Source organism: Niallia sp. FSL W8-1348, assembly GCF_038006745.1.
Lineage (GTDB): Bacteria > Bacillota > Bacilli > Bacillales > Cytobacillaceae > Niallia > Niallia alba.
The window spans coordinates 1644070-1662611 of sequence record NZ_JBBOVV010000001.1; the positions used below are offsets into that span (position 1 = coordinate 1644070).

Below are 18542 nucleotides of genomic sequence, written 5' to 3' on the forward strand. Positions count from 1 at the left end.
AATCAAATGAAGTTTAACAAAATGAAAAAGTATTCCTTATTAACCGGTATCTTATCTGCTTCTCTTCTCTTTGCAAGTGCTTGTTCAAATGAGGGAGCGTCCAGTAATAACGGTTCAAGTAAAAGTGATAAAGTAGTGGTTGACTTGTTTAACGGAAAAGTAGAAATAGCAGATCAGTTAAAAGCATTAACAGACCAATACTCAAAAGAACATCCAGATGTAACCTTTAATATTGAAACAGTCGGTGGTGGAGCAGATGGAACAGCCGCTTTAAAGGCGAAATTCGCCTCCAATACAGCTCCTGACATTTTCGGAAATGGTGGATATCAAGAGGCATTAACTTGGCTTGATAAATTAGAGGATTTGTCGGATCAGCCATGGGTAAAAGATGCCTATGAAAGTGCCTTAGTTCCTATGACAGTGGATGGAAAAATTTATGGTCAGCCAGTTAACCTTGAGGGGTATGGATTTGCCTATAATAAAGCATTATTTGAAAAAGCAGGTATTACGGAATTGCCAACGACATTTTCTGAATTAGAAGCAGCTGCCGAAAAATTAAAAGCTGCTGGAATTACTCCTTTTTCTATCGGTTATGGTGAATGGTGGGTTTTAGCTAACCACGGACTGAATGTACCATTTGCTTATCAAGAGGATGCGGATGCATTTATTAAAGGATTAAATGACGGATCAGCAAAAATCGAAGGTAATGAGCATTTTGACAAGTACTTTGATCTACTGGATTTAACAATTGATTATGGTAATAAAAATTCATTAACAACAGACTATAATACACAAGTAACTTTATTTGCAACTGGTGAGGCCGCAATGATTCAACAAGGTAACTGGATTCAGCCGATGATAGATAAAATTTCTCCTAATTTGGAAGTAGGCTTTATCCCTATGCCATTAAGTGATGATGAAGCACAATCAGATAAACTAATGGTCGACGTACCTACAAACTGGGTTGTTCATAAAGATGCTCCTGAAAAAGATAAAGAAGCAGCACTAGATTTCTTAAACTGGATGGTCACTTCTGATTTTGCAAAAGAATCGATTGTAAAAGAATTTAAATATGTTCCAGCATTTGAAACGATTACTGCAACAGCAGATGATATTGGTCCATTAGGGGCAGAAATTCAAAAATACTCACAGGAAGGCAAAACATACACATGGCAATTTATGAAGTATCCTGATGGGGCTGGTCAAGAGTTCGGCGCAAGTCTTCAAGCATATGTAGGAAAGCAAAAATCACGTGAGGAAACAATGAAAGCATTGGATGAAACATGGGCTAAATTAAAAAAATAATTACTATTCTCGTAAAGGTTGCTATATCCGCAGCCTAAATACTAGACATACACTAATAGATTTTTTATAACGCTCATTCATTTACTAATCTTAACAATTCTTTCAAGATTTATTGATAGTTTTGTCATATATTATTCATAATCTATGGTTATGATATAGATATAGTCATTAAACAGCTTTTTCAAGTCCCCCCTTGAAAATAGACAGTGTTAGGAGTTGCCTAAATAGAAGGCACTCCTCTTTTTTTTCAAAAAAAATAAGACTCTTCACACTAGAGAGTCTAACTAACAAGAAGAAAAGTATCTATTAAATTAATCCAATATCTTAATTTTCACTGTCTTGCGTCCCCAAGCCTTCGCTTTGCTCGTTGATGGCATTAAGACGTCTATTTTATGTCCTTTAATCGCCCCGCCAGTATCTCCTGCAATAGCTTCTCCATAGCCTTCTACCCAAACCTTTGAACCTAATGGAATAACTGCTGGATCGACTGCAATTAATTTCATGTTCTTATTCTTTTTAATATTATATCCAAGTGCTGTAATATCTGATTTTGTATCTTGATGACTATATGCAGTGGCACTTACATAGATAACATCTTTGCTGCTTGAAGATTTATTAGAACTTGGTTTACTAGAAGTTTGTTTGTTGGAAGTTGTTTTATTCGATACACTCGCCACTTTATTGGACGTGTTTACCTTTACAACCTCTCTCTTCTTCGCTTCTTCTTGCTCTTTCTTCAATGTGGATTCTGCTTGGCTTATTTGGGCAAGCACTGCACTTTTTTGACTTTCAGCTAATTCTACTTCTTTTGAAACAGAAGCAAATTTTTTCTGTACAGCCGAAACAGCTTCTTGTCTTTTAGCAAGATTTTGTTGCAATTCGTTTTGAGTAACAGCTAATTGATCATACTGTCCTGTTAATTCTTCTTCTTGCTGATCAATCGCTAGCTTCTCTTCTTCAATTTTTTGAAGATCTGCTTGCTGCTGCTCTAATATATCTTTATCACCATCAAAAATCAGGGAAATAGCTGTTGCTCTGCTAATAAAGTCAGCGAAGTCTTTTGCATTCAACAGTACTTCTAAAACGACATTCGTTTGGTCTGTATTCTGCAAGGAAACTAGACGATCTTTCATAACGTCTTTACGTGCTAATACTTTATCTTCTAAAACAACAATTTCTTCTTTCTTTTTCTCTATTTGTTGTTGCGTTACTTCAATTTCCGCTTGCAGGTTAGCTATTTTTTCTTTATTTTGTTGCATTACTGTTTCAACAGATTTTAACTCATCTTGAACAGCTTCCAACTCTTTTAAAGTTTTTTGCTTTTCTGCTTCTTTTTCATTAATCAATTGCTGATTTTGATTCAATTGATTTTTTGCTTTGTTAAGTGTTTCTTGACTCGTTTCTGCTTGTACCACAATCGCCGATGTCAAAAAGATGACACTACTTAGCGAAATGGCCATTAGTTTTTTTAAGGAACGCATCTAAAAACCCCTTTCTCTATTGTTATAACACATGAAAGAGGTTTCTAAATTACAATTCTATTAAAATAATAAGTCATTCACTTTAAAATTAGTTTACAAGCAACCTAGCAAATATCGTACATTTACTAGAATTCCGTAGGGTTCGAAGGGAAAATCACACTTTGTTACCTTTGTAATAAATCTGTTAATTACTAATATTTATCTTTTTCTAAAATGGATTATATATCCTGTGTGAGCCTAATCATATCGATACACTGAATACCATTTTCATAGATTTCTTCTTCATAGTGTTTGAGAAAAAAATCTTTATCAATTCGATTCATCCGAAACCCGCATTTTTGATAGAGAGCAAGCTGAGAAATGCTGCTATTTCCAGTCCCTACTTCTATTCTTTTATATCTTAGGTTTCTTGCCTCCTCAATCGCATGCATAACTAACATTTTCCCTAAGCCTTTTCCTTGATAGATTTCGGCAACTGCTAGATTGATCAATTCTATTGTTTCTTCCCTAATTGGCAATAAAACATATACACCACTGATTCGATCTCCATCTTCTGCAATATAGCAAAGGCCCTTTTTAAGATATTCTTTTATTAAATTCTCAGATGGATCTGCTAATAATAATGGGTATTCGGATTATCGTGTGGAAAACCCCAAATAAATAGATAATGTTTATCTTATCGTAAATCGGATAATAGTGTGGAATTCTTATAAACCCTCATAATTGCTCACAAAAAAGCTCTTCATTTAAAAATAAGTATTTCAATACAAAATCCCTTTTCATAAAGTATCTTCTTTCTATTGACTCTAACGTAACGTAATACTCTATAGTGGTAATTGAAGGAGGTGCAAAGTGATGGATATGAAGGTAAAAGAAGTGGCAGAATTGGTTGGTGTTAGTATTCGTACACTTCATCATTATGATCAGATTGGATTGTTGACCCCAAAAGAAATCACTGATTCTGGTTATCGACTCTATTCAGAAGAAAACCTTGAAACATTACAACAAATTTTATTTTTCAAGGAACTTGGATTCACCTTAAAGGAAATTAAAAAGATTATTAACAGCCCTTTATTTAACCGACAAGAAGCATTGATTTTACAACGAAAAATGTTGATTGAGAAACGAAAAAAAGTCGATAAAATGATTGAAACCATTGATAAGACGATTAAACATATGGCGGGAGAAATACAAATGACGAATGAAGAGAGGTTTGAGGGAATTAACGTTGGATTCAACCAATTTGAAGAAGAGGCTCGTCGCCGTTGGGGAAATCAATCTATTGATGAGATAAACGCAAAACTAAAGGGAATGTCCAAAGATGAACAAAATGATTTATCTGATAGATGGGATATGATCTTCAATAAACTTGCATGCCTTCGTGATCAATCCCCCGAATCCCAAGAGGTACAAGCAACAATTAAACAATGGTATGACTTTTTAAATGAAAATTTTAGTAAGTACTCTCTTGATGCCTTTTATGGATTAGGTCAACTTTATATTAATGATGAACGTTTCACAAAAAATATAGATCAGTATGGTGAGGGTTTAGCAAAACTCATGAGTGAGGCGATGGAGGTCTTTACGAATAATCAAATAAGAGGTGGTAGCAATGAAAATAATAATTGAGGATACAATTGAACAATACGATAAATTGTTTTCAATGGAAGAAGATAAAGAAAATTTTTATCGGTACTCAATGATGAAGCCTTTTGAAAAGATGTGGAATATGATTAATGTTCCATTAAAGGCTAAGCAACCTAATGGGTATGATGTAATAATGGCTACAAATATGCTTGGCTATCTTAATGTATCAGATACTCAAACTGGAAGACAAGCATTAGAAAGTTTAAAAGAAATTCAGGCTCTTCAAACAGCACATAGCACTTTGAATCATTGTATTGATTTTATTGAAAAAAATAATATAAATATTAATGCTGATGAATTGAGATTTGGTATGTATATAGCTGACCCGAAGAAGCTCGAATTACAAAAAGGTTATTGTGGTTTTGGAGGAATTCCAGGGTTTATTCAAGTATCTATTTACCCAAACTCCTATAATATTCCAAGGATTCCTGCTGTAATTGCACATGAATTCCATCATAATATCCGTTTTTCATATTTTGATTGGGATCATGGAGACGTTACCGTTGGTGATTACTTAATTATAGAGGGTTTAGCTGAGTCATTTGCAAAAGAACTTTATGGAGAAGATCTTTTAGGACCTTGGGTTACTTCTTTTGATAAAGAGGACTTAGAATATTCAAAAGAAGTTATAAAGGATGCTTTAGATATTAAAGGGTTTGCTGAGGTCAGCAGTTATATGTTTGGTGATACCATTGCAAAGGAACAAGGCTATCAACCTGTTGGCTTATCACCATTTGCTGGTTATGCAGTAGGCTACCATGCAGTGCAGTCTTTCATGGAAACCAATAATGTGGGGATAGAAGAAGCTACCTTACTTGGCTCAGATGAAATACTAAGCAATTGTGGACTGTTTTCTAAATAAGCTGTTTGTACTAATGAAGGCATTACTGTGATAGCTAAGTAATGCCTTTCTTATTTAACTGCAATTCATATGATTTTCTTATTAAATGCTCAATAAAACAAAGGGAAATGAAATAATGACAACTAATATGCTCAATCTACCAAGTTTTAAGATTCTTGATATGAAGGAGAGTGAATATGATTATAGGTTCTTAGTTGAGACTACATTGCCACCTCCTTCTTATTGCCCAAAATGTGGTACGGTTGCTAATCTATATAAGCATGGTAAAAAGGAACAATTATTCTTTGATTTGCCGATGCACGCTAAACGAGTTGGCATCTTCGTTAAAAGACAACGTTACAAATGTAATGAGTGTGGGGCTACATTCTTTGAAAGTCTTCCAGATATAGATGAAGGCCGTTCTGTTACCAATAGGCTAATTAATTGGATTCAAGAAGCAAGCCTTGTAAAAACGTTTACCAGTGTTGCAGAAGAGATTGGCGTTGACGAAAAGACTGTACGAAACATCTTTAATGACTACGTTGATGAGCTTGAAGCTCAAACTGATTTTAGAACTCCTAAATGGCTTGGTATTGATGAAGTCCATTTACTTAAAAACTATCGTTGTGTCATCACAGATGTTGAAAACAAGTCAGTAATTGACATCTTACGCAAACGCAATAAAGATAATGTTATCAGTTATCTTTCAAAGCTCCAAGACATTGATAAAATTGAACTTGTAGCAATGGATATGTGGAATCCTTATAAGAGTGCTGTTAACACAGTGATACCACATGCCAAAATCGTAATTGACAAATTCCATGTCGTTAAATTAGCCAATGAAGCCTTAGAGAAAATCCGAAAAGCTAACCGTAAAAATATTACAGCCAAAGAACGTAGACAACTTATGAGAGATCGTTATGTGCTTCTTACAAGGAGTAAAGACTTAACAGACTTTGATGACCAGATAAAGCTACAGGTATGGACTCAGAACTTTCCATTACTCGGACAGGCTTATGAACTCAAAGAGCAATTCTTTGACATCTATGAAGCTGAATCAATCAACGATGCCTATATACTCTATCAAAATTGGGTTTCAAATGTACCTAAAGAATTAATGACTTATTTTGAAGATCTGATTAGGGCTATGAATAATTGGGAAGAAGAAATATTCAACTATTTCAATTCTCCTATTACAAACGCTTATACGGAATCCCTCAATCGTTTAATTAAGACAATGAACCATGTTGGTCGTGGTTATTCTTTTGAAGCCCTTAGAGCAAAGATTTTGTTTACTCAAGGCTATCGTAAAGTTAAAAAGAAAAAGAAATTCAAAGAAGTTGAAGTTACTTTTGGAAAAATGTTACCCGATCAATTCCCAAGTTGGTCACAAACTGGTTATGAATGGGTGTATGAAGAAATTTATGGTGCTGATTTTTCCACACTGTCTAAGGCTATGGAAGAGGGTACTTTTTAACCCTCTTTCCACACTATTTTCCGATTACCCATAATAATAAATCAAAAGGAGGATTCTCCTCTTCTCTTAGCTTGCGAATTTTCATCATCCGCTCATCCTTTCTGCAAACAATGCATCATTTCCTCTGCTTCCTCCCATGGAACCGTATATCCTGCACCTTTTGCACAGAAAATCGATGAGGATGTATACGCTGGATCCGCATTTTTATCATAGCCTAGTCTATCGATTACTTCTTGTTCGTTATGACAAGGAAAATAACCCGCAAATGTTAAGGAAAGCTGTCCTTTTCCTTGTGTAAAAGAAGCAAGGATTGTGCTATATTCCATAAATGTAGCAACTGGGACCTTTCCAGTAATCATTGCTTTGTTATCTACTGTTTCGGGCGTGTCAAATGTTCCATGAGCCATTTGTACATCTGCCAAAACCTTGCCCATTTGTTCGATATCCACCTTTATTTTAAAAAAATAGTAAGGCTCTAATAAACGATTCTGTGCTTTTTCCAATCCTTGACGCAATGCACGAAAAGTCGCTTCCCGAAAATCACCGCCATGTGTATGTTTATTATGGGCTCTCCCAGTCAAAAGAGTCACCTTTACGTCTGTTAAAGTAGACCCTGTTAAAAGCCCATGATGATCACGCTCAAACAGATGCTGACGTATAAGATTTTGGTTAGCTATTGATAAATCATCGCTATGACATGCACTCTCAAAAGTAATACCTTCATTTCTTTTTCCTGGCTCTAACTGAAGATGTACTTCAGCATAATGGCGTAATGGTTCAAAGTGTCCGTACCCAATAGTTTTTGTTTCTATCGTTTCTTTATACAATATTTCAGGTTGATCAAAGTTCACCTGTAAAGAAAATCTTTCTAATACAATTTCCTGAAGAACCTCTAACTGTATTTTTCCCATCACGTGTAAGTGAATATTTTGCTGTTTTTCTTCCCATGTTACTTGAAGAGATGGATCCTCTGCTTCTAATATCCGAAAAAACTTAAGTGCGTCCTTTTTATTTATTCCCGCTTCAAATACTACTTTTGAACGAAGAGTTGGCACCAATTCACACACTGCCTTTTCCTGCATCTCTCCGACTCCATCTCCTACAACTGCATTTGTAAGACCTGTTACCGCAAACAACTCTCCAGCCAAGCCTTCGTTTACTTGTTGAAATTGATTACCGTTATATTTACGTATTTGTGTGATTTTCTCTACCTCACCATTTCCATACGTAAGTTCCTCTCTCACATGCAGCGTACCGCTAATTGCTTTTAAAAAGGTAATTCTCGTTCCTGCCTCATCATAACGAATTTTATAAACCATTCCTGCAAAAGGTTCATCCTTTGTGTAAGTCGTCTTTGTTAATTGATCAAAACGATCGAAAAATTGTTTTATACCATTATCCTGTAAGGCTGAACCATAAGCATAAGGATAAAGGCGGGAAGAAACAATCATTTCTTGCATCTTTTCCATCCACAATGCTGATTGATAGCCTTTATCCATATAGTAATCAAGGAGCTCCTCATCTCGTTCTGCAATAAATTCGATGAGTTCTTCTGACATTCCACTGTCATTAAACGAGGAAATATCACATGCATCTATAGTGAATTGAGAACGAATTTCTTCCAGGACATGCTGTACAGCTGCTCCAATCCGATCCATTTTATTGATAAAGAAAAAAGTGGGAATCTGATGTTTTTTTAATAAATTCCACACCGTTTCGGTATGTCCTTCGATTCCTTCTACTGCACTAATAATAATAATGGCAAAGTCCATTACTTGAATCGCTCTTTCCATTTCTGGAGAAAAATCTACATGCCCAGGAGTATCAATTAAATAATAGGTAGAATCGCCATATTCAATAATGCCTTGGTCAGCAAATACAGTAATCCCTCGTTGTTTTTCAATTAGATGGCTATCTAAAAAGGCATTTTGATGATCTACACGACCACGTTTTTTTATACTATTTGTATGATAAAGAAGCTGTTCGGAAAAAGTGGTTTTTCCTGCATCAACATGTGCTAATATTCCCATTGTCTTATTCATTTTGAAAGCGACTCCTATTTTTTATATCTATTATAAAGTAAATGAAGAATATTATAGTGAATTTGCAAGAAATAACAAAAAAATAGTCTGTTATGGAATGAGGGCACTGAAAAACTGGCTAGTTAATGATGATGGACAATAGCCACTTTTTAAACATAAGATGATAGATTTGTTTTCCGAGACGTCCGCTCGCTTTCCATGGGACGAGCGGACGCCTCTCCAAACCACCCTTATTTTCACTTTCAAATATGCTTGCTCTTCATTTCACACGAAAAAAAAAAGACTTTTTTAGTGTTCTCTTATGGAATTACCATGTTTTTTCAAAAGCAAAAATTTGTCTAATAGTCCAGCTAATAATATCCCTAATAAATAGCGGATTAGATCGATTAGAAGGAATCCCCTTCCTAAAATTAACGCACCAATTGTTGTATTACGAAGATCATTTATCCAATCCGCTTGATACAATTGACTGCATTCGATTCCAAAACTAAATAGGAGACTCATTATTCCGGCAAAAAGGAGACTTTTTCTTATCAAAAGAAACCGAAAACCAAAATATACCATCATCACCCAAAGCATATCCCCCGAATTCTCTGCGATAAAAGTAGGAAGATGATTACTGAATCTTCTGGAGGAAAGTCCTAACAATACCATAAGCAAGGCAGAAACTATATAAATTAATCGATGTATTTTTCTACTAATTTCTTTTAAAGGCTTCATTTTTGTCACTCGCAAATTTAGATTTTATTTAATGGCTGTTTTCGTAAAGTTTGTTGCGATTACCCGCAGCCTGAATAATTTTTCCTATTGAAAAAACATAATCTTTTAGAAACCAGCTAAAATAAAGAGACCCCTTCAAATATGATTGGTCTCCCGGATGGAATTATTTAAATAACTCTCTATTCGTAATTAGTCTCGTGTTCACTTACCCTAAAAATAAATCTAAAATATTGGACCCTTTTGATGTTTGTTTGTTATAAAACTCTGAGTATCCACATTTCTTGCAAAAGACAACCGTAAATGTATTATGCTGAATATCCATTAGCTTTGATAAACCTGTTCCTGTCATTGCTACATCTTTTGTTCCTACATCTGTTCCACCGCATTTTATACAGCCTTTACTTTCCATCCTTAACACTCCTTTTTCTTTGGAATATTTACTTCTTCGTATTATTTTTTTCGTTTTATATCTTCCTTTATTATTACGAATTAAACTGGATTTAGTTTCATTTCTATTTTTTCAAATAGTGATTAATCATATTCAAAAGTTTGCCTAGCTTTTCCCAGAAATCGATTTTCGAGAAAAGCACTAATTTATCTTTCCATTTAACTACATACACTGAGTAGAATTATTTACATTTTTAGAGGATTTTCGCGCGCAAAATGGAACTTTATAATGATGAAAAAACAAATTAGGGGTGATTGTTTGGAATTAAAAGATGTTATCCACGGGCATAGATCGATTCGGAAATATGAAGATAAGGAGGTAAGTCAAGAGTTGCTGGAGGAAATATTAGATGCAGGCATTCGTGCTTCATCCAGTGGCAATATGCAGTCTTATTCGATTGTCGTTACCAAAGATAAAGAACGGAAGAACAAATTGTACAGCGCCCATATGGACCAATCCATGGTTGTTGATGCACCTATCCTACTAACATTTTGTGCTGATTTTAATCGAATGAGGAAATGGCTTTCCCTTAATGAGGCTCCTGTACATTTTGATAATTTTATGAGCTTTATGATAGGAGCCATTGATGCAACCTTAGTATCACAAAACTGTGCATTAGCAGCGGAAAATGCGGGACTTGGTATTTGCTATATGGGCTCCACCCTTGCCAATTGCGATCAAATTGGCAAACTATTAAATTTACCTGCAAATGTTGTACCTGTTGTTGGTTATTCTTTAGGATATCCAGCAGAAAATCCAGCCCCACGTGATCGACTGCCAAGAAATGGACTTGTTCACTATGATACCTATCAAGACTATTCCGACCAAGAAATACTGGAAATCTATAAAGAACGAGACGAAAAAGGCTGGAATCGCTATATGGACGTCCCTCACCTTAAAGAAATGACAGAACGATTAGGACTGAAAAACCTTGCTCAAATCTATACGATTGCTAAATATACGAAAGAATCTCATCACGAATTTTCACAGACGGTGCTGAATTACTTGAAAGAACAAAACTTTATGGATAATGGGGAAAGATGAACAATCTCTTATTTAGTAGCGAAACCAATTTGTTCCATCGCACTACAGACAATCGCTTTCCACAGGGAGCAACCTAAGCCTCCGCCTGTGGGGTCTTAGGTTTTGCTCTACTTTCCACAGGAGCGAAGTGACGAACCCCATGGAAAGCGAAGTGTATTCAGTCTACTGGTGATACCCACAAATCTTCTTTCTTAAAATGAATAAAAAATCCAAACAATTATACGGAAGTTTTATTTTCATCTACGTATAATTGTTCGAGTTTATATTTGGTTGGAATACTAATGTCCCTCGTTCGTAAAATATAAAGACCCTATTCGCAGTATTTTCATACGAAATAGGGTCTCTATATTTTTTAGTATTACTTTTTATTCATTTGACTTAAGCGCATCAATCATATTGATATGTTTTAACTTAAAGTGTGCAATGCCAATTACTAAGAAATTAAAAAACAGTGTAATTAGCCCGGCATAAACGAAACTAGACCAATGAATAGTTAACGGAAAAACAATGTTCCCACTCTCGGCAGTAGTTAAAATAAACCTGTGTAAGTACGTTCCCACCATGAAACCTAATAATATTCCTAATAATGAAAGAACCATACTTTCTCTCATCACATAAGATGTTACTTCTTTATTATAGAAACCTAACACCTTAATAGTCGATAATTCTCGAATACGTTCTGAAATATTAATATTAGTAAGATTATATAATACTACCAGTGCCAGAGCCCCAGATAATATAATCATGATCATTACCACCGAATTTAAGGAACCAAATTGCTGAATTCCGCCACTTTCTTTAAAGAAACTAACATTTTTCACATCTGAATTTTCAAGCAAGCTCGTTGTCAGGTTTTTTTGTTCAGATGCTGATAACTTTTTCGTTTTTATTAAAACAGATGTTGGCTCGTAGTCTCCAAAAAGTTCTTCATAATAAGTTGGAGCAATATACATAAAATGTCCTGCATAATTTTTTACAATGCCCACTACTCTTATTTTGACTGTTTTACTATCTTTATTAATAGATAATGTATCACCATTTTCGACATTCATATCCTTCGCCAGCTTCTGCGTAATTAGAGCTCCAACTTCCGGCAAAACAGTTACCCTATTTTTATTTACATCATGTAATGATACATAATTGTTGAATTTCTCCGTACGGCTAGGTGAAATCATACTTACTGTCTGTGAGCTACGCGTTTTATTTTTTACACTTACTGATTCCACAACCGCATTCATTTCCTCAGTAATGAGGGAAGAATGTGTAAGTGCTGTCGGACGATCCATCGTAACGATACCCTGATAGTGAAGAATTTCACTAAACTGCTTAGGCTGCAAATCTTCAATTGAGTTCTTAATACCATAGCCAGCAAGAATCAACCCAGTACACCCAGAGATCCCGACAATTGCCATAATCATTCGCGATTTATACCGAAACAGATTACGATAACTTACTTTTTGATTAAAGTTTAGTCTGTTCCATAGAGGAGTAATTCGTTCAAGCAAGATTCGCTTACCAGATTTAGACGCTCTTGGTCTCATAAGTGTTGACGGTTTCTCTCTAAGATCTTTCCATAATACATAGAGTGCTGATCCTAATGTAGCAAATAATCCTGCAATAAGGGCTTGAACTATATAATTCCAGTGATATTGGCCAACAAAGGTTGGAATATTATACTCTTCAAAAAGATGAAAGATAAAAGGGGGAAGCGTTTTTGTACCAATAACTGTACCTAACCCCACACCAAGAACTCCTGCTAAGAGTGTATAAATAATATATTTCTGGGCTATTTCTATTTTCTTATATCCTAGAGCCTTCAGAGTACCGATTTCTCCGCGGTTTTCTTCTACCATTCGCGACATCGTTGTAAAAGTAACGAGCACTGCGATAAATAAGAAGAATGCTGGGAAAATACCTGCGATAGCGGTAATGCTTGTCGCACTATCGAAATAGTCCTGATACCCAGGATTGGAAGATCGAGTCTGGAAGTAATATACTGGCTCTTCCATTGTCTCCACTTCTGCTATTTTTTCGTCAATGTCATTTTCCAGTTTATTTAATTTCTCACTCTCAGCATCTAGTGAAGAAAGATCCGCACCGCTTTGCATTTTTGCTAATTCTACCTGTTCTTTTCCCTGCTCGATTTCTTGTAAATTAGCATATAGAGTTTCTTTTGCTTTTGTTTGAATTTCCTCTAATCGTTTTTCCGGTCTGTCAGCGTAAAGCTGCTCTACCTTTGAAACATTTTCATCTAAAACGCTAGTATATTCACTACTATCAGCAACTAGGTTCTCTGTATCTAAAAACTTAATGAATAACTGACTGTATACATCTTGCGAAAATGCAGCTTCTGGAATATAAGCAAAATAATCAATATTCCCATTTCCACTATCAGTGGTTCCCCGATCAGAAGTACTTAAATAAAGCGGAGAGTTCACGAATCCAACAATAGTGAAAGTTTTATTTTCAATTTCTGGAGAATTGATTTTATACTCTTCTCCCAACTTAAAACCGAATTCTTTGGCTTTATAATCTAACACTATTTCTTGATTAGATTTTGGTAAATCCCCTTCTATGACTTTCCATTTATTCAGGTTGGCATCATTTGAATAAGAAAGAATTTGTACCAATTCTTCTTTATTTTTTTCATAGGTGGCTGAAAATCCTGCCTCTACAACCAGATTTTCTTCCTTTTGAAGTATCTGCACATCCTCTTCTGTTAACCCCATGGTCGAGATAATTTGTAAATCTGCTAAATGATAGTTATTTACATAAGAACTTGCAGAATTACTTAAATCTGGACCAGTTGATCGAACTCCCACAAAAAGCATCGTACCAAGGAGAATAATTAAAATGATTGAAATAAATTTCCCTTTCGAACTGCTTATTTCTTTAAATGATGATTTAAGATAAACATTTTTCATTTTTCACACCTACTTACCATTCGATTGAATCAACAGATACGGGGTTAGGGTTTAGTTCGATGGACCGAACTTTGGCATCATTGATTTTAATGACTTTATCTGCCATTGGTGCTAATGCAGAATTATGGGTGATAATAATAACAGTAGTTCCAGTACGGCGTGAAGTTTCTTGCAGTAGTTTTAATACTTGTTTTCCCGTTGTATAATCCAATGCTCCTGTAGGTTCATCACATAGTAAAAGTTTAGGATTTTTCGCCAAGGCCCTTGCAATAGCCACTCTTTGCTGTTCTCCGCCAGATAATTGTGCCGGAAAATTGTCCAAACGATTACCCAGTCCCACCTGTTCGAGTGTTGTAACCACATCTAAAGAATGAGGAGAAACTTGTGAAGCTAATTCAACATTTTCCTTAGCCGTTAAGTTAGGCACTAAATTATAGAACTGAAAAACAAAACCAACTTCCGTTCTTCGATACTCCGTTAATTGGCGCTCACTATAGTTAGCAATATCTTGTCCCTCAATTAAAATTTGTCCCTCATCGGGTTGATCCATGCCTCCTAAAATGTTTAATACAGTAGATTTTCCTGCCCCACTTGGACCAAGAATAACAACCAATTCACCTTTTTCAATTTCAAAGCTAATATCATCATTAGCAACGATAACATTATCGCCTAAATGATACCGTTTCGATTCGTTTTTAACTTTTAAAAATGCCATAGGACAATCCCTTTCTATCTTTATATGACCAACGATGTAAAGCTTTCTAGTACTATAGGTTAAAACTAGAAACTAAATATGCCTTTTTTCCTATATCATCATAAGAATATTATATCATCCGCATGTATCTAATCAAACAAAGCAAATAAAGTGAAACTTCCATCAGTGGGTTTTTCCTTCCTCCCCCACTGATCGTTAGTTGAATCAATCGGACCTTTACGGACAGTTGATCTCCCACCTATCTTCCTCGTATTCTCATAAGCTTACAGTTGAGTCTTACTGTCCGTTAAGAGTGGGATAAACACGCAATACTTCTAGATAGCTTCTTCTAAGAGAAGCGTAAAACATAAGAAAACTTCCATCCGTTTTTCTTTCTCATCCCCACTATTACTGAACTCTTTTTATATAAAATAGTAATACTTCTTAAAAAGAATTAAATCTGCCTTCCGGATGAAATTCACTAATTATTTATAAACTTCAATTCCATATAAAATCAAAGCCACCCATGCTGCGGAATGTATGAGTGGCTTTGATTTAAACATGTTAGATTCTATAATTAGTTATCTATCTTACTTTTTTTCTACTGATTTCAGAGATTACCCTAAAGTAGAAATCCCCCAGATAAATTTATGATTCTTCCTTTGAAAAACCCTTTACTTTCTCTACACCTTCTAATAACTTTTTGCCAACAACATCGGCATCATCAATGTGCTGAATAATAACTTGTTTTATTTCATCAAATAGATTAGTAGTTTGACTAAACTTTTCTATTACTTCTTCGTTAGAGTTTTTTTGGTGTTCAATTTCTTCCAGTAACTTCTTCATATCTAATTGAACCTGCGTAATTATTTCCATTAATCGATTGATATGTTTTTTTGTTAGAGAACTTAACTGAATTCCTTCATCTACTAAACTGGCATTTTTTTCATTATTTTTAAAAGCATCTGTCATTTCAGTTTGAATTTGCTTAATTAAGCTTGAAATAATGCTTGTACTTTGATTAGTAGTTTCGGCAAGCTTTCTTACTTCATTTGCTACCACTACAAACCCTTTGCCATTTTCCCCTGCTCTTGCTGCTTCAATGGAAGCATTTAATGCAAGCAGATTTGTTTGTTGAGAAATTTGCTCAATCACAGACACAATATGTTCAATTTCTTTAGAACTTTCACTTAGTTTCTTCATACTTATAAACGTATTTTGAGATTGTTTCCCTAAATCATTAATTAATGTTAAAACATCCTCTACTGCCTTTTCCCCATCTGTGGATAAGCCCACCATTTCTTCGGTTGAATTCATTAGATGGTTACCATTATTTAAAATAATGTTAGAAACGTCATTTGACTGCTTGGTGCTTTTCTCCACTTTCGTAAACTCTTTTAATAACGCTTGTACCATCTCATCTAGAACATTATGCTGATCATTAACAATTTCATGTTGCTCAATGGTATTTAGTAATTCTATATGCAAATGATTTAAAAAGAGCTGAAATTTATTTTCTCTTTCATCTAATTTATTATTTAACTCTTCTATTTTCTTTTTTAAGAGATCTATTTCTTCTGTTCTTCTTGTAAGTAACTGAAACACTCGCTACACCTCATCTTTATATACTAGTGGCGATTAGCTTATCATTTCGCATCCCCACATCTTCAAATTGAATTTTGCCTCAAACAATCGTACTTCTAATCTATTTAAACATCACATTGTGCAATTTTACACAAACTATAATTTTATAGTACCAATTAATTATATAAAATACTATTATTTAGTAATAATTTCACAATGAGTATGGAGTAATTACTAGGCATTTGTTCACAAATTATTCATATAGTGAGAAATAACTATGATGATATTGACTCCCATCGAAAATGTGTATTTTCCCTATAAAAATTGGCTGGCATAAATCCGGTTCCATACCGCATTCATGCCAGCCAACTACTGTTAATTATTATTCTCCTGTCCCCATCGTATCCATGTTTTTTGACTCAAAGTCATCAAGCATTGCACGTACCTCATCTGATGACTGTGTACTCATCAATTGATTTCTCAATTCACTCGCCCCTCTAAAGCCTTTGACATAGATCTTAAAAAAGCGATGAAGAGCTTTGAAGGAACGTGTCTCTAATTCCTTTGAATATTTATCATGGAGATCAAGATGCAATCTTAAAAGATCAAGCAATTCTTTACTGCTATGATCTTTTGGTTCTTTTTCAAAGGCAAATGGATTTTTAAAAATACCGCGTCCAATCATAACTCCATCCACACCATATTGTTCAGCGAGCTTCAAGCCAGTTTGACGATCAGGAATATCCCCATTAATCGTTAAAAGTGTATCTGGTGCAATACGATCACGAAGTTTTTTAATCTCTGGAATCAATTCCCAATGCGCATCTACTTGACTCATTTCCTTTCTTGTTCGCAAATGAATAGAAAGATTAGCAATTCCCTGTTCCAATATATGTGTTAGCCAGTCCCGCCACTCTTCTATCTCTGTATAACCAAGCCTTGTTTTCACACTTACAGGTAGCCCACCCGCTTTTGCAGCTTGTACTATTTCTGCAGCCACTTCGGGACGGAGGATAAGCCCGCTTCCCTTCCCCTTGGATGCCACATTCGGTACTGGACAGCCCATATTGATATCGATGCCTTTAAACCCAAGCTCTGCCATACCAATACTCATTTGCCGAAAATATTCTGGCTTGTCTCCCCATATATGTGCAACGATTGGTTGTTCATCTTCTGTAAAAGTTAAACGTCCACGCACACTTTGGGTTCCCTCTGGATGACAATAACTTTCCGTATTTGTAAATTCGGTAAAATATACATCCGGTCTAGCTGCTTCACTGACTACATGGCGAAAAACTACATCGGTCACTTCTTCCATTGGTGCTAGTACAAAAAATGGTCGTGGCAAATCACGCCAAAAATTATCTATCATATTCAAACTCAAATCCTCTCATTATGGATATAAGGTCAACCTTCTTGATATTTAACACTTATATCATGATTAAAAGTTATATCAAGCTATCGTATACTTTGACCATTTATAAGGTGAAACTTACATCTTAGCCAAAATAGTTTAGCAATACTTCAACATCTGAATCCCATGAAATTCTCTTCAAATCAATTCCGTCTTCTATATTAAAAGGCTTTATTTCCTCTGTCAAATCAGCAAATACCTATTTTGATGATCTTAAAATAGTATAATGCTGAAAAAGGCTTTAGTGATTACATGTACATGCTTACGATTGATAGTTAAAAGCCCTTCTCAAAAGCTGAGAGGGCTTTATCTTATACCGTTATATTAATCCCAAAATTGTAGGTCTTGAATATCTAATATTAATCTTCTGACCGTATCTCGCTAATTAAACGGTAGTGAAATGGAAGAACAAAATAATAAATAACAAAGTATACCGGAACACTAAATAGTAAATTCCATTTTTTATATTCCATAAAACCAGAAGCATGGCATGTCCACTCGATGAATAAAGATATTATTAAGAAAATTACTGTTAATATAATCTTTTTTTCTCTACTAAACATATTCAAAAATAGAACTGCTAATGATGAGGGAATAAAAGTATACGTTAACATTTCTGCAAAACCAGTTACTGACGCATCTCCAAAATCCACTAAATCTAAAAACACTCCAAAAATGCTATTCGAAATCCAAGTAAGCAATCCTATTACACCGTAAGTATAATATATCTGTAACCAGTTGAGTTTTTGTTTTGGTATTAATAATACTACCAAGACTAAGATTACTGTCCATGCAATAGGACACCAAATTCCTTTGGCATGTATATCTAAATTTTTTATTATTTCATCCATAATCACACCTCTTTTTTCATAGTATTAGTTGTGTTTTACAACTCTATTCCTACGGATAAAAACCCCACTC

Annotated in this window: 14 protein-coding genes and 1 pseudogene; 5 read left to right on the forward strand and 10 right to left on the reverse strand. The window is 34.9% G+C overall.

The window, feature by feature from the left end; all coding sequences use genetic code 11:
* Positions 1 to 6: 6 nt before the first annotated feature.
* Entirely contained in the window at positions 7 to 1305 is a 1299-nt protein-coding gene (locus NST60_RS07745) for an ABC transporter substrate-binding protein (protein WP_212121063.1), read from the forward strand.
* A gap of 311 nt (positions 1306 to 1616) precedes the next feature.
* On the opposite strand, the gene NST60_RS07750 is transcribed toward NST60_RS07745, so the two are convergent.
* Positions 1617 to 2786, reverse strand: coding sequence for a 3D domain-containing protein (locus NST60_RS07750; protein ID WP_016202215.1), 1170 nt, complete (start codon positions 2784 to 2786; stop codon positions 1617 to 1619).
* A gap of 218 nt (positions 2787 to 3004) precedes the next feature.
* Positions 3005 to 3409: pseudogene (locus NST60_RS07755) on the reverse strand (GNAT family N-acetyltransferase); the annotation flags it as partial.
* Between the two features lie 232 nt (positions 3410 to 3641).
* Here NST60_RS07755 and NST60_RS07760 point away from each other — a divergent pair.
* The 3 genes from NST60_RS07760 to NST60_RS07770 all read left to right on the forward strand — a co-directional run bounded on the left by NST60_RS07760 (position 3642) and on the right by NST60_RS07770 (position 6751).
* Positions 3642 to 4415, forward strand: coding sequence for a MerR family transcriptional regulator (locus NST60_RS07760; protein ID WP_144928813.1), 774 nt, complete (start codon positions 3642 to 3644; stop codon positions 4413 to 4415).
* On the forward strand, positions 4399 to 5295 hold the full coding sequence (locus tag NST60_RS07765) for a DUF2268 domain-containing protein (RefSeq protein ID WP_341098567.1): 897 nt from the start codon (positions 4399 to 4401) through the stop codon (positions 5293 to 5295). Before NST60_RS07760 ends, NST60_RS07765 begins: the two co-directional genes overlap by 17 nt.
* A 115-nt stretch (positions 5296 to 5410) precedes the next feature.
* On the forward strand, positions 5411 to 6751 hold the full coding sequence (locus NST60_RS07770; RefSeq protein WP_120070480.1) for an ISL3 family transposase: 1341 nt from the start codon (positions 5411 to 5413) through the stop codon (positions 6749 to 6751).
* A gap of 92 nt (positions 6752 to 6843) precedes the next feature.
* Here NST60_RS07770 and NST60_RS07775 read toward each other — a convergent pair whose 3' ends face one another.
* From NST60_RS07775 to NST60_RS07785, 3 genes are all read right to left on the reverse strand, one after another.
* Complete coding sequence (locus NST60_RS07775; protein ID WP_169187824.1) at positions 6844 to 8793, reverse strand: GTP-binding protein; 1950 nt, start codon at positions 8791 to 8793, stop codon at positions 6844 to 6846.
* 288 nt (positions 8794 to 9081) lie between these two features.
* A complete protein-coding gene (locus NST60_RS07780; RefSeq protein ID WP_016202212.1) occupies positions 9082 to 9513 on the reverse strand; it encodes a ribosomal maturation YjgA family protein in 432 nt (143 codons plus the stop codon).
* 205 nt (positions 9514 to 9718) lie between these two features.
* Positions 9719 to 9922 (reverse strand): zinc ribbon domain-containing protein, encoded by a 204-nt coding sequence (locus NST60_RS07785; protein WP_016202211.1) that lies wholly within the window; start codon positions 9920 to 9922, stop codon positions 9719 to 9721.
* 297 nt (positions 9923 to 10219) lie between these two features.
* Here NST60_RS07785 and NST60_RS07790 point away from each other — a divergent pair, with 297 nt between their 5' ends.
* Positions 10220 to 11005 carry a nitroreductase family protein gene (locus NST60_RS07790; RefSeq protein ID WP_169187823.1) on the forward strand — a complete coding sequence of 262 codons (786 nt, stop codon included), beginning with the start codon at positions 10220 to 10222 and terminating at the stop codon, positions 11003 to 11005.
* A 365-nt stretch (positions 11006 to 11370) separates the two neighbouring features.
* Here NST60_RS07790 and NST60_RS07795 read toward each other — a convergent pair whose 3' ends face one another.
* From NST60_RS07795 to NST60_RS07815, 5 genes are all read right to left on the reverse strand, one after another.
* The gene (locus NST60_RS07795; protein WP_224427700.1) at positions 11371 to 13929 is read right to left on the reverse strand and encodes an ABC transporter permease; all 2559 of its coding nucleotides are present in this window, start codon (positions 13927 to 13929) and stop codon (positions 11371 to 11373) included.
* 13 nt (positions 13930 to 13942) lie between these two features.
* Complete coding sequence (locus NST60_RS07800) at positions 13943 to 14644, reverse strand: ABC transporter ATP-binding protein (protein ID WP_016202208.1); 702 nt, start codon at positions 14642 to 14644, stop codon at positions 13943 to 13945.
* A 627-nt stretch (positions 14645 to 15271) separates the two neighbouring features.
* A complete protein-coding gene (locus tag NST60_RS07805; RefSeq protein WP_169187821.1) occupies positions 15272 to 16228 on the reverse strand; it encodes a methyl-accepting chemotaxis protein in 957 nt (318 codons plus the stop codon).
* Between the two features lie 361 nt (positions 16229 to 16589).
* The gene (locus NST60_RS07810; protein ID WP_016202206.1) at positions 16590 to 17579 is read right to left on the reverse strand and encodes a tRNA dihydrouridine synthase; all 990 of its coding nucleotides are present in this window, start codon (positions 17577 to 17579) and stop codon (positions 16590 to 16592) included.
* 401 nt (positions 17580 to 17980) lie between these two features.
* On the reverse strand, positions 17981 to 18472 hold the full coding sequence (locus tag NST60_RS07815) for a hypothetical protein (RefSeq protein WP_169187820.1): 492 nt from the start codon (positions 18470 to 18472) through the stop codon (positions 17981 to 17983).
* Between the last annotated feature and the right edge of the window lie 70 nt (positions 18473 to 18542).